The organism is Psychrobacter sp. CX10, from assembly GCF_057621575.2.
The window spans coordinates 2,858,712-2,872,650 of record NZ_CM177736.1 but is presented as its reverse complement, the minus strand read 5'-3'; the positions used below and the strand labels follow the sequence as shown (position 1 = coordinate 2,872,650).

Sequence of the window (13,939 nt, the reverse complement as noted above, 5' to 3'; positions counted from 1 at the left end):
TTATAAATGTTAGCACCTTACGTTGTAAAATATTTCATGTTTACATGATATTGTGTCCCGTTCGTCTAGAGGCCTAGGACCCCGCCCTTTCACGGCGGTAACAGGGGTTCGAATCCCCTACGGGATACCACCTATTCTGTTTGTGTTTATCTAGTATAAATATAAACAACTAAACCTCCAATCAAATTGATTGGAGGTTTTTTTATACGAGATTGTTCTAAATATCGACCAGCTAACTTATCCGTTATATTCAAAGCGTTGTATGTCAAAACACTTTAACATTTAAAATAACTAATGCCTAAAGTGATTGAAAGTTCTCCATAAATATCCTTTAACATATCTAATTTATACCTAACATAACATTGCATTTACATTAAGCGCAGTTGGTATACATTTCTTGGCATATCCTTACTAAACTATATTTATTTTCTCATCATCTATTGATAACATTCGCAATTATAGATATATGGGTTTGTGCGCTCGTTACCTTGACTCTGTATTGATTAATCTATACATATTAATTTTTAAGTCATTTAGACGACGCATAAGTTTAATAATTTTAAGAGTAATTTTAGAAAGGATATTATGGTTTGCTATTAATTGCTATTTATAAGAATCTTATATTAAATTAATTCTGTTAATAGTGTCCATATAACCAATCTCTTTATTAATTCAATTAAAAGGATAATAAAAATGATACCTTCATATCGTCCTCAAAGACGCCCATCATGGCGTGGCGTAATTGCAGGTCTCTTAATGGGACTGATTGTAGTTATGGCTATGGTTGCTTTAGCCTTAGTATTAAGTTCATTCTTACCGTTTAGCTTGCAAGGTACAAGTATAGCGGCTGGTATATATGCTGTTATTACGGCATTAGTCAGCGCTTATGTCGCTGGTTATTTCGCGGTAAAATACTCAGCACCAGAAGCTTTATTTGGAGATGGCACTGAGATTGATCCAAAAGATGCCACATTGACCGGTATGCTAACTGCTGCCACTATGGTAGTCCTAACCTCAGTAATGGCGCTAAATGGCGCAACTAACATCATTTCATCAACAACTAGTGCTGTCGGTAGTACGGTAAGCTCTGTTGCTAGCACTGCAGCAACTGCGACTGGTGGTGTTGCTACTGCTGTCGGTACTGCAGCTCAGCAATCTGATGTTAACGTTCAACAAGAAGCGCAAAATATTTATAACCGTGTAACGGGTGATATTAGTCGTAGCGATGTTGAAGGCTGGTTGGCCAAAAACACGCAAGGTTTAGATCAAGAACAGATCAATGCTTCTACAACAGTTATTGCAAACTTAGTAAATGAGCAAAAAGCAGAAGTTCAGTCGCTTGATTTCACAAATCTTGAAACGTGGAAGAACCTTAACGGTATTGCTAAAAATCGTTTGAATGACATTCAGCAAACACTTGAAAGTCAAGAAATTATTAACCGTCTTCAAGCTGCCGGTCTTTCTGAAGCTGAAGCTCAACAGGTTCGTACAGAAGTTGTGGCGTCATACAATGACTACAAAACTCAGACTCAAGACATGATTATGACTGCTGAACAAAAAGCGAATCAAGCATTAAACACTGCCGAAGATTATGCACGTAAAGCAGCGTTATACTCAGGGCTGTTTTGGTTAATCAGTACTCTATTGACATTCATTGCAAGTACTATGGGTGCTCGTAATGCTGCAGCTAACTATCGCTTAGATAAGCCTATCATTACTTTAGGTGACAATGTACGCTAAGCTATAGACGATATTCAAAGAAATCTAAAATGGTTACAAGGCAACCGAGTGCAAGTACTACTATAGTAGGCTGAAGGAGGTTAATACTGTAACCGTTTAGTATTTCGTTGAATATAAATTTAAAATTGTTAGTTTGATTGTCTAGTAATAATATAAAATAAGCGCTCAGTTTGAGCGCTTATTTTTTTGGTTTAATTTAGTCCAATCTAATACCGATAATGGCTGGAATACCTTGACGTACCACTTCAATAGTTACTACCCCTTCATCAGGCAACTGCTTAAGTGCGGATACAAAGTCATCAATACTATTAATAGACTTTTGATGGAAATTGGTAATTAAATCACCTGGTCTTAGACCTGCACGTGCTGCAAGCCCTGTAGGATCAACCTCAGTAATTAGCACCCCGCTACTACCAAGCTGCGCTTGATTCTCTTTAGATAATGCCTGTATACGTAAGCCCAAACGAACTTGAGGAGTATTAGCTTGCGCCATACTATCTTCACTCATATCAGTTGGCGCCGCTTTGAGTACACCACTTGCACTAAGCTGTTTTCCTTTACGAATTAATTTTGCATTAAATCTATCATTGGGTTTAGCACGGTTAATAATATTAATCACATCGTTCGACTCTAATACCGTACGCCCATTAAACTCGGTGATAATATCACCGGCTTTAAATCCTGCGGCTTCGGCAGGCGAGTCAGGAGTCACCTTAATGAGTAAAGCACCCTGCGGTTTAGCTAAACCATAGGCTTCTGCTAGATTACGGTCGATATCTTGTGGGAATATGCCCAAATAAGCACGTATAACCTCGCCATTGTTTTTGAGCTGCTTATAAATATCCATAGCCTCATTAATGGGTATGGAAAACGACAGTCCCATATAGCCACCTGTACCGCTAAATATTCGTGAGTTAATCCCAATAACTTCACCACGGCGGTTAAATAAAGGTCCGCCTGAGTTACCTGGATTTAACGCCACATCGGTCTGTATAAAAGGGACACTGGTCTCACGAGAGAAATTTCGCGACTTCGCGCTAACGATACCTGCTGATGCCGAATAATCAAACCCAAATGGTGATCCAATGGCCAGAACAGGCTCGCCAACTCTGACTTTACTAGAATCGCCTGTGGGTATCTTGTAGTAAGGTTTTATTGGATTCTCTTTAACCTTTAACACCGCCACATCTGAGCGTTCGTCGCTACCTACTAACGTGGCATCAAGTTCGGTGCGATCGTTTAAACTGACGGTAATATTATCGGCGCCTGCGATAACATGATGGTTGGTCAATATATATCCATCGGTAGTCACAAAAAAGCCAGTACCATAACTATATTCAATAGCAGGTGCCGTTTGAGCGCCTGGTATGCGAACTCTATCGCCAAAAAATTGACGTAGCAATTCGGCAGTTTGTGCTTTAGCAAGCTCTTCTTGGCTAACTTGTTTGGTGACGTTGATACGCACCACACTTGGAGATACTTGTTCGACCAGCTCAGAGAAGTCTGTTGCTATTACGGCTGCTTGCGCAGAATTCGAGACTAAGGGCGTTAGCGTTAACGCTGCCGTACCGATTAATCCTGATCCTATCACGCCGGTACCTATTAAACCTGAACTGCTCATGGCGAGTAATGAGCTCACACTTATGGCTTTGAACAGGCGTTGGCTATTGTATGCCATTGCGTTTAATAAAGAAGGGGGACGTTTGGTAGGTGCCTGTGACGCTTGCGTTATGCATACGCGATGCTCTTTAGGCATGTTATGTTTGATAGCTGTCTCCTTAAGCATAAAGTTGGTTTTTTTCATTATAATTTCTCCGCCCTAGATTAGCGCCGATATTTCATGTTATGTAAATAAAGGATCGAGAAAAGGGGTAGTGATTTTACTTTACCTTATAGTATGTATGTTTCGTGATATAATAAACTACGTATAATTTTGGTATTAAAGTACGCTGCCTCATCATTATGACGCTTAACTCTATCCTAAATCCTAAAAATAATAATATTTATTGTGATTCACATAATATTAAGCTTACGAAAAATATTAAGCTTAATTAAATATTTAATGGTTTGATAACCATTTTATAGACAGCTATCTATTATAGACAGCCATCAAGAAGGATAGTTCTCAAAGTGAGGTTTGTGGGTGCAAAATAAAGATAGGCTTTGATAACCTATTAAAATTAACGTTCGCTTTTATACTATTTAATTAAATCCATTAATATAAGAGCTACTCAATTAATAGCAATGTACGTAAAAGCTAACTATATAGAAGCAAACTTTGTAAATGTTGTTTTTATAGTAGATATTTTATTTTAGCCATTTTATAAAATAGCAACGTAAATAAACGTTAAGTAGATGAACGTTATTTTAAAAATCGTTATCTTAATTCAATAGAATTAAATGTTCATATACTAAGTAACGCAAAACGCATTAAACTTAATTACATTTTGTTATAGCCTAGTCATTACTAGGCTTTTTTTTACACCGTGTACCCTTTTTGAATTAACGTGTAGCCCTAATATAGAATCACTATTGAACAACTGTCTGGGTGTATCGTAGTTAATGGCGTTAACAATACGTTGTTTTATAATCAAAAATCAAAATTGCAATCCTGAGCATACGCTTAATTGACACTAGACGATATCGTGATGATGTCTTGATAACAAAAGGAAAATTTCATGGATACCGCCTTACTCTTATCTGGCGTGGTTGGGCTTGGCATTGCCGCTCAGTGGCTTGCTTGGTACTTGAAACAACCGTCTATTCTATTTTTACTACTTATTGGTATTCTTGTTGGACCAGTGATGGGGTACTTAAACCCGGATGAGGTGCTTGGCGACTTATTATTTCCTTTTATCTCGTTAGGTGTCGCCATTATCTTATTTGAAGGCTCACTGACCTTAGAGTTTGACGAGATCAAACAGCACGGTAAAGTTGTACAGATGCTGGTATCCGTTGGTGTCTTGATAACCATAGCCGTCGTCGCTTTATCTACCTATATCCTATTTGACGTTGATCCTTTAATTGCACTGTTATTTGGCTCGCTAGTGTGTGTCACTGGTCCTACTGTTATCATGCCGCTACTGCGCAGTGTACGCCCCAACAAAACCATCTCAAATATCTTGAAGTGGGAAGGTATCATCATTGATCCAGTGGGTGCTATTGCCGTTGTTTTAGTATACGAATACATCATATCTGGTGGTGAAGCCAATAGTATCTTCTTGTTTGCCGAAATAGTCATTATCGCTACTATTATTGGTATGTTTGGTGCTTTTGTATTAGCAAACTTAATCAAACGTCATATGATTCCAGAGTTTTTACATAATGTATTTACGCTGGCATTTGTATTGTTATTATTCTCTATTTCCAACCATTTCGAGCACGAGTCAGGGCTACTGGCTGTGACCGTCATGGGTGTTGCTTTAGCCAACTGGAAAGACTTCCCGCGTGATCAGATTCTCGAATTTAATGAATCATTAACCGTATTATTAATCTCGGTGCTATTCATTGTATTGGCCGCGCGTGTGCAGCTAGAGAGTCTACTAAGTGTTGGGTTTAGCGGGCTTGTCTTACTGGCTATCGTTATGTTTGTGGCGCGCCCTCTATCCGTTTGGGCATCGTCAATGGGCTCCAATCTTAAAACCAATGAGAAGCTGATGATTAGCTGGATTGGGCCACGCGGTATTGTTGCCGCAGCAATCTCCTCACTATTCGCCATTCGTTTGGAAGAATATGACATTGTGGGAGTCGAGTTATTAGTCCCTCTTGTGTTTATGGTGATTATCGGTACGGTGCTAATCCAAGGCTTGGGAGCGAAGATGGTCGGCAACCTATTGGGGGTACGTGAACCCGCAAGCAATGGCGTGCTCGTTGTTGGCTCAAACCCTGTGGCTTTAAAAGTCGCCGAATCTCTACAAGATCAGGGATTCGATGTTTTAGTTGCGCACAATAACTACACCAATATCGCCAAAGCGCGTATGGCGGGGCTACGCACCTACTTTGGCAATCCAATATCAGACCATGCAGAGCGTTATTTAGACTTAATTGGCATCGGGCACCTATTCGCAATGAGTGTGGACAAAGAGATGAATACTTTGTCTGAAATACACTATCGTCACGAATTTGGAGATCAAAAGATTTATCGGTTAAAGTTTAGTGAAGATAAAACAAAAACAGAACGTGATAAAAAACGCTCTCACTTTGAGTCTCGTTGGTTGTTCGGTAAAGATGTGACTTACACTAAGATGGCCAGTATGCTATCTAAAAAAGCGCGTATCAAAATAACTAATATTACCGATAGCTACAGCTATAGCCAATATAGAGCTGACAACAAGCAGTTTGTTCCGCTATATACGGTGGACAAAGAGGGCCGTCTAAGCGTTATTACAGACAGCTTTGATAACAATATACCCCGTGATCATAAATTAGTCGCTTTGGTCATTGATGATGAGGTGCAGCCGAAGGAAGTCGACGTCACTGAAAAACAAAACGAAGCGCGTGCGCGTGCAGACTCTCAGTTTGAAGCTACCTCTAAGTCGCCAGAAAAACGTAAGGAGAAAATCTTAACGGACGACGTTCGTGATCCCATGTACGATGACACTCAAAAATCAAAATCGGCAGACGCTTCCAAAACGGCTGAAACGACTAAAACGTCTAAAGCACTTAAAACGCATGGCACGCAAGGAACGTATAGTACAGATAAAAACAAAGCGGCAAACAAATCTGAAATTAAGGCCGAATCTAATGTCGTGACGCCTGCGCCAGCTACCAAACTTGAAGAAGATCTTGCTAATCAGCTTGAAAAATCGATTGAAAAGCATGCTGAAAATCCGAACAAGCTGACTAAATCACAAAAGTCTTTGAAATCTAAATCATTAGAATCTCAAGAAAATGGTAACTCTCAAGCGCCAAAACAAGCAGACGGCTCATTAGACCCTCAACGTTTGCCAGATACTCAAGCTCGTAAGACAGAAGCTGACAAGAAGTCTAACGATTAGACTCTTGCTTCTGTTGTTACCGCTGATTTGAGACTAACGCTAAGATTAGAGCGTGTGAAACATTCAAATATTAGGACTGCTGATAACTATCAATTGATCCAAGCTGTGTTCCAAACTAAGCGTTAATCGACGATAATGCCCGAAGCGTATTGGACCTTAGCTAGATTAACAACAACGTTTAGGGCGATTTTAGCATCAGCCCTGAGAACGGTTCTCGAGCAAATTACTGCTTTGCCCGTTCTCAAGGCGAGAGCTGTGCTCGAGAGGGGGTCAGGCCTATTTTATATAAGGCTGTACCGTTTCCCAAATACGTTCGGCTACTGCCTGCTCATCTCCACTGGCATCAATACGTCTAATACGCTGATGGTTTTTATGCTGTTCACTAAATCCATGATAAACACGTTCAAAGAATGCCTTTGCCTCTTGCTCAAACCTGTCGGCAGCACCGCGTTTACCTGCCCGCTGCATACCTTCTTCAACAGCTAAGTCTAACCACAAGGTTAAGTCAGGCAAACGTGGCACAAACTGGGTAATCAAATGAGTTATCTTATCCAGCATTGCCGCATCGGCATGAGCACGCCCATACCCTTGATAGGCTACCGTCGAATCTATAAATCGATCGCACACCACCCATTTGCCTTCATTGAGTGCGGGTAAAATCACCTTGTACAAATGGTCGCTGCGTGCTGCAAACATCAATAACAGCTCAGTATCATCATCAATTTCTGTATTGGTATCTAGCAGTAGCTCACGCAATTGCTCTGCAAAAGGACTGCCGCCCGGTTCGCGCGTACGTACATAATCGATGCCTAGAGCATCTAAACGCTCACACAGTCCATTAATGGCAGTGGTCTTCCCCACACCTTCTGTACCTTCAAAGCTTATGAACTGACCTGACTTGACCGTCTGTATCATGACGCATGTTTCTCTATAGTTTTAAGATTAGTAGTTTGAGAGCTTATAGTTCAAGAGCAAATAGTTTTAAAGAATAAAGTTTTAAAGCTAACAGTTCTAGAGCTTATAATTTTAAGAGTTCAGTCATTGGGTTTCGGCTGCTCTTTGTTCACGCAGCACCTTAAGATATTCTTGCACGGCACGGTTGTGCTCATTAAGCGTCTTGGTAAACTTGTGTCCGCCATTACCCGTCGCCACAAAATACAGCGCATCACTGTCTGCTGGATGCATGGCAGCTTCTATCGATTCAGGCGAAGGCAATGCAATAGGTGTCGGTGGTAAACCATCGATTTGATACGTGTTATAAGCAGTTTTTTCATCAATATCTTTACGGCGTATATTGCCATCATAGCGATCGCCCATACCATAAATAATCGTTGGGTCTGTTTGCAAGCGCATGCCTTGTTTGAGACGGTTCACAAAGACAGCCGATACCAACTCACGCTCACTTGGCACACTGGTTTCTTTTTCGATAATAGACGCCATAATCAGCGCCTCATAGGGCGTTTGATACGGTAAGCCGTCTGCTCTATTTGCCCATGCGTTATCAAGCGCCTCACGCTGAGTTTTATATAAATCTTTTAATATCTGGGTGTCCGTAACACCTTTAGCATAATGATAGGTATTTGGGGTGAACCAACCTTCTAAATTATGATAAAACTCGCCCTCAGGAGTGGTGGCATCAATCCCTAGCAGTTGTTTTAAATTTGGTTTTGGTGTGCCATCTTCATTTAATACGTTTAAAACCACACCCTCAGTATTGGCTAAATTCTTATAAAGCTCACTCACCATTCTCCCTTCGATGGCTTGAACCACCACCATATCAAGCTTTTGGGCTGATTGTAATGCGTCCATCAGCTCTACTAAGTTTGCTTGCGCTGGGACATGGTACGTGCCCGCATTTAATGGCTCGTTAATGCGATATTTGATATATAGCTTTGCCATACTTGCTGAAAACATAGGCACGTCACGCTGAAACTGAGGTAACAGCCCGTAGTAACTCTGCCCTTCTTCAACAACCATATCCCCTTCGGCTATATCAGAATGTCCAAATAAGGTTTGATACCCCATACCTAATACGAACACCCCTATTAATGCCAACACCAATAAAAACCGGTAGCCTTTCTTGGCCGTCGGTTCGGGCAACTTTTTGGGAGGGGTAGTTTCAGTCTCATTACACACTAAAGAGACATCCGTGGGCTCGATAGGTTGTGTGTTAGTGTGTGTATTGGGCTGTTTAGGCGGAATGCTATTTGGTTTTTCAGAATTAATATCGCTCATGGTCACTCACGAAGTTAAAGTTTGCTAGAATTTAGCACTCTATGCAATGATATTCAATGGTGATTCGGCATCTAACCTATTTTGGCCTAAAATTTAGTTATAGTCAGCGAACTTCTAAATGGTTACAGTGTTAACCTCGCTAAGCCTACATGAGCAGAATTTCCACTCGGTTGGCTTATAACAATTTTAGATTTCTTTAACTATATAATACGGTGCGATAGGAGCAATTAATGGACTTAAAGTTTGATATACGCTTAGCAAAGAACTACAAATCGCCAAGTCAAATAATTAGAGTGCTAAGTGAGAGCTGGGTTCAAAATAATGGTTATTGCCCAAATTGTGGAGATAGTCCTTTATCTGAATTTAAAAACAACCAACCTGTGGCTGACTTCTATTGTTCCGTTTGTAATGAACAGTATGAGTTAAAAAGTAAGAGAGCAAAATTAAGCAGTATTATTAATGACGGGTCTTATGCGACTATGATTAAACGTATAAGTAGTCAAGACAATCCTAACTTCTTCTTTCTGACCTACTCAAAGCAATTCACAGTTAATAACTTTATAATTATACCTAAACATTTTTTTACACCAGATATCATCATTAAACGCCCTCCTCTACCTTCAACAGCTAGAAGAGCTGGATGGGTAGGCTGTAATATAAACCTGCATAAAATCCCAGAATTAGGAAAAGTTTTTATAGTAAGAGACCAAGAGGTTATACAGCTTTCTCAAGTTACCTCCCACTTTCAAAAAACTACTTTTTTGCGTCATCAGTCTGTTCAAAATAGAGGCTGGACACTTGAGGTTATGAGCTGTATTGATAAACTATCCCCACAGTTCAAACTTGAACAGGTTTATTTCTTCAAGGATTATTTCAAATCTCTATATCCTGAGAATAATAATATTGAAGCGAAAATACGTCAGCAATTACAAATTCTGCGAGATAAGGGCATCATTGAATTCATAGGCAGGGGCAGATACCGCAAATTGTCTTAGGACAGCCTATATATAGTTTCTCTAATTTAACTCTATTAATTATAAAAGTTAGAAGATATAGTTAATACTTTAATGAACTATGTATATGGGATATTAACTCTATAAACTTATGGAAGTAGGTAAGCATAATTTCTTTTTAAAATACAATCAAAAGCTGTTTACAATACTTATATAAGTAAAAGGCTTCATTTTTATATTTAAATCCTAATAAGGGACTAACATTGACATTAAAGAGTCAGAATTATTCAGTTGAAATTATTGAAACTCTAGCCAAAACGATTGAAATATAAGCTAGCAGTAAGGAAGAAGCTATTGAACAAATACATGAGGAATATACAAACGAAGATATTGTATTAAATAGCAGCCATCACATTGCCACAGAGTTTTTATTTAAAGGCCTTTAACGACAACTCAAGCACCTCATCCTTTATCCAAAGCTTGCGAACTGGAATAACACCACGTACTGCATTACAAAAGAACAGTGAGTGTAACTGACTCAAATCTTTATCTTTTAGAGGGCGTTCTTGAACAGGATAGCCTTTAGTGTCTAATCTATCGCAGATAGCTTGGCGCGTAATCCCACGCACCCCAGCATGACTAATAGGCGGTGTGTACCATGGATTCGGAGTATTATCTTTAGTGGTGGGGTTTAGTTGATAAAAGATATTGCTCATAACCCCCTCTACCCAGTTACCGCGCATGTCTTGAACCAGCCCTTCTGCCACGTTTTTTAATGTTTGCTTAATCTGCTCAAGCTCGCCGGCGATTTTGACATTATCCAAACGGTTTAAGGTTTTAAGCCCTGCCAAAGGCTCAGGCCAACTTGCAAGCTTCGAGCGTAAGCAAATAGCAGTAATAGGTGACTGCTGTAAAATCACAGGTGTATGATCACTCACATCATTAGGTGACGACGCTTCGGTATTCAAAATTGGGGTACGCTCATGGGCCAAAGGCTGTGTTTTGTTCACACCTATCCAAACCATCGCTGTATTGTCCTCAAGATTAGGCGCATAGCCATAACCGCGAACAGACTGAGGACTGCGAGTAATTATAATTTTGAGGATACCATGCTGGATATCGACTGAATGCTGCATGACTGAGCGCCATAGCTGCGACTTTAAAGGTTCAGGTAAATGTAGATGCAGAGCCTTGCAATGACTATCTATTCGCGATTGATGATATTCCAGCAGTAGGGGATCAGCGTTATAAACACCAAGAGTGGTAAAAAACCCGTCACCGTATGCCATGCCCCTTAACGCTGGAGCAACACAGTTATAAGAAACACAGTGATAAGAATAGCTATTAGAGTTAGAATCGCTGTTATTAGAGATGGGACTGGCTGAGAAAGTGCTATCAACAATAACTTGATGACAAGGGGTTGAAGCAGTATCAACGTTATGACTACCGTCATGGTCACAGCGCGCCATCCCCGACTCTGTAAGCTGATACCACATCATGACTTGAGACATAATAATTCTACTTTAGAACTAATTTAAAGTTTAAAAAACCCTCAAGTCGCAATCCTAATAGCTATTTAAACTAATAGCTATAAAAACCAATAGCTATTTAAACTATTAATAATTGGAATTTGAAGAATATAGTCAAAAGTTTTAAAGCACTCAGACTTAAAAAATGCTCTAGCTGTCTTTTTGCATAATCAGCATACAGCTATAAAACTCACATTTGGCAAGCTCGACATTGACGCCATTAATCTCTTTATTTTTTATAATCTGACCCGATAGAATACTTGCAACCAACTGTGCACCTGCATCACCCATAAGTGCTGTTGCGACGGCGTAGACTTTTTTGGCGTGATCGATACTCATCTCTTTTTCGCTATCTGAATCTCTAGGATTGGCGTAATACCATCCTATTTCCAGATACTTTTTTGAGTCAATAAGGTCTAAATAGGGTTGTTCACCTTCCATAAATCTATATTTGGTGGCCGTACTACTGACATAATCTAAGCTATTTTTATCAGTGGCGGTGACAGAACCTAACAAATCTTTAATATCATCCTGATCGTTAAGCGTTAGCTGCTGATCATGCCCCTTCCAGTTTTGTACATCATAGCTGACAGGTTTTGGGGCTTCTCCAGCGTCATCAGCATTTTGTGAAGCATCTGAATCTAATGCTTCATTACCCATACCATGAGCAACGACCGCATTGCCATTTGCAGCTTGAACCGTCTCTTCTTCACCTACCACTTGCTCATCAGCGATCTCTTCAACAGGTACGTCTTTTTCATTATTACTACACCCTGTTAGTAAGAGACCTGCCATAAGGGTGGCACTAATACCCATACGACTAATATGAGATAGACCAATATCATATAGACTGGTGCGAGATAACGAGGCAACGTTTGACAATTGTCTGCTGATGTTTGTAATTTTGCTTATTCTCATTCTCATTCCATTTATAACCCAATATTACGAAACGTTGTTAAATCCAGATATGCTAGGGAGTAGTCCCTGTTATGATTAACCCTATTAAGAGTGATTACAATTAAGAGTAACCGCCATTAATAGTAACCACAATTATCTTAAGACGTAGCCTAACGCATTATACTTACACATATAACTATTTATTAAATTATCTAAATAAACTATCTATAAACTATTTATCAATTATCTACTAGACTACTTATATAGTTTATATAGCTTATATAACAATCAGACGTAACCAAACTTAATTCGCGCCGTCTCATATGATCATGCTAATGATGTAGTCATACTAGTTATATCGCCATACTAGTCATGCGGGTATAATTTATACCGTCGTAGTTTTGTTTAATGGTAGTTTTCGTTAAGTCATACTTTTCGTATGGTTATACGATTGATGCTTAGTTTATCCAAAAGCTTAGCTATTGCATAGGGGCAAAAGCACACAACCTTATCAATTTATTACGCATAGCTCTCATTATATTAGTGTGTTTGTTATAGTAAGTATAAGATATCGACACAAACACGATTTTGAATGATAAATTCTCGCACTCTAACCTCCCGACTACACATATAATAATTGAGCTATTTATGACCTTAACTGCTACTCAACATTTTATTGTTATTGGTAATCCCATTGAACATAGTAAATCACCACAGATTCATCAATCCTTTGCCAAACAAGCTGGTATCCTTATCCAGTACAGCCGCCAATACTGCCCTGATGATGAAGCCAGCTTTACTGCGGTGGTTGATGCCTTTTTTAATGGTGGCGGCGTAGGGGCCAATGTCACCGTTCCATTTAAGCAGACCGCTTATAGCCTTTGCGCCTCACACGGCGGATTGTCAGCTCATGCCGCTGTCGCAAGTGCGGTAAACACCCTGATGTTAAAAGACGGACAGCTATACGGCGATAATACAGATGGGCAAGGTTTGGTCAATCATTTGACCCAATTAGATTGGCTTATTAAAGGGTCTAAAGTCGCCATAATAGGCGCTGGAGGCGCTTCGCGTGGCATTATTTTGCCGCTGGTTGAGGCAGGCGTCGCTCACATAACCGTCGCTAACCGCACGGTGAGTAAGGCTGAAAGTTTGATTGAAGAGGTGTCTCAAAAAAGCTCTACAATTCATGACATGCAGCTTAATAGCAGTTCTATCAAAGACTTAACAGGTGACTTTGATATCATTATCAATGCAACCTCTATTGGATTATCAGGGGATGCTCTGCCGCTTAGTCCTCAATTAAACGGCTCATACGCTTATGACATGATGTATGGCCGTGAGCTGCCCTTTCTAAATCACTTTAAGTCAAAAGGCGCTGCAGTATCTGATGGTTATGGCATGCTAATCGGGCAAGCAGCATTAAGTTTTGCGCTTTGGACAGGGACTGCTGTTACTCATATAAATAATTTGAATAGTTAGTAATATTCATAGTTAATAATAGGCATAGTTATCATGAACTGAATGTGAGACTTAATTAAAGAACTGTCCTATCTATCGTTTTAACTGTACTCTATCTATCACTTTATAA

At 39.7% G+C, this 13,939-nt stretch carries 10 protein-coding genes and 1 tRNA gene; 6 read left to right on the top strand and 5 right to left on the bottom strand.

The genetic code is table 11. From position 1 onward, the window contains the following. Positions 1-54 precede the first annotated feature (54 nt). Together AC21OH_RS11645 and AC21OH_RS11640 are read left to right on the top strand one after the other, a co-directional pair. Positions 55-130 (top strand) — tRNA-Glu (locus AC21OH_RS11645). 563 nt (positions 131-693) lie between these two features. After that, positions 694-1,740 (top strand): hypothetical protein, encoded by a 1,047-nt coding sequence (locus tag AC21OH_RS11640; protein WP_487369799.1) that lies wholly within the window; start codon positions 694-696, stop codon positions 1,738-1,740. A 196-nt stretch (positions 1,741-1,936) separates the two neighbouring features. Here the strand turns inward: AC21OH_RS11640 and AC21OH_RS11635 are convergent, their stop codons facing one another. After that, positions 1,937-3,361: a Do family serine endopeptidase gene (locus AC21OH_RS11635; RefSeq protein ID WP_487369921.1), complete on the bottom strand. Its 1,425-nt coding sequence runs from the start codon at positions 3,359-3,361 to the stop codon at positions 1,937-1,939. Positions 3,362-4,418: 1,057 nt separating this feature from the next. Between AC21OH_RS11635 and AC21OH_RS11630 the strand changes: the two genes are divergently transcribed. Then, on the top strand, positions 4,419-6,737 hold the full coding sequence (locus tag AC21OH_RS11630) for a cation:proton antiporter (RefSeq protein ID WP_487369800.1): 2,319 nt from the start codon (positions 4,419-4,421) through the stop codon (positions 6,735-6,737). Positions 6,738-7,013: 276 nt separating this feature from the next. On the opposite strand, the gene tmk is transcribed toward AC21OH_RS11630, so the two are convergent. Both tmk and mltG read right to left on the bottom strand, forming a co-directional pair. Next, positions 7,014-7,652 (bottom strand): dTMP kinase, encoded by a 639-nt coding sequence (gene tmk, locus AC21OH_RS11625; protein ID WP_487369801.1) that lies wholly within the window; start codon positions 7,650-7,652, stop codon positions 7,014-7,016. A gap of 123 nt (positions 7,653-7,775) precedes the next feature. Further along, positions 7,776-8,972 carry an endolytic transglycosylase MltG gene (mltG, locus tag AC21OH_RS11620; protein ID WP_487369802.1) on the bottom strand — a complete coding sequence of 399 codons (1,197 nt, stop codon included), beginning with the start codon at positions 8,970-8,972 and terminating at the stop codon, positions 7,776-7,778. A gap of 230 nt (positions 8,973-9,202) precedes the next feature. On the opposite strand from mltG, the gene AC21OH_RS11615 reads away from it, so the two are divergent. Both AC21OH_RS11615 and AC21OH_RS11610 read left to right on the top strand, forming a co-directional pair. Continuing rightward, on the top strand, positions 9,203-9,967 hold the full coding sequence (locus tag AC21OH_RS11615) for a DpnI domain-containing protein (RefSeq protein ID WP_487369803.1): 765 nt from the start codon (positions 9,203-9,205) through the stop codon (positions 9,965-9,967). Positions 9,968-10,278: 311 nt separating this feature from the next. Then, positions 10,279-10,371, top strand: a complete 93-nt coding sequence (locus AC21OH_RS11610) for a hypothetical protein (RefSeq protein WP_491140424.1) — start codon at positions 10,279-10,281, stop codon at positions 10,369-10,371. Here AC21OH_RS11610 and AC21OH_RS11605 read toward each other — a convergent pair. Both AC21OH_RS11605 and AC21OH_RS11600 read right to left on the bottom strand, forming a co-directional pair. After that, positions 10,354-11,436 carry an aminotransferase class IV gene (locus AC21OH_RS11605; protein ID WP_487369804.1) on the bottom strand — a complete coding sequence of 361 codons (1,083 nt, stop codon included), beginning with the start codon at positions 11,434-11,436 and terminating at the stop codon, positions 10,354-10,356. The genes AC21OH_RS11610 and AC21OH_RS11605 overlap by 18 nt on opposite strands. Before the next feature lie 168 nt (positions 11,437-11,604). Beyond that, a complete protein-coding gene (locus AC21OH_RS11600) occupies positions 11,605-12,372 on the bottom strand; it encodes a hypothetical protein (RefSeq protein ID WP_487369805.1) in 768 nt (255 codons plus the stop codon). Positions 12,373-12,999: 627 nt separating this feature from the next. Between AC21OH_RS11600 and aroE the strand changes: the two genes are divergently transcribed. After that, positions 13,000-13,830, top strand: coding sequence for a shikimate dehydrogenase (gene aroE, locus AC21OH_RS11595; protein ID WP_487369806.1), 831 nt, complete (start codon positions 13,000-13,002; stop codon positions 13,828-13,830). Positions 13,831-13,939: the final 109 nt, after the last annotated feature.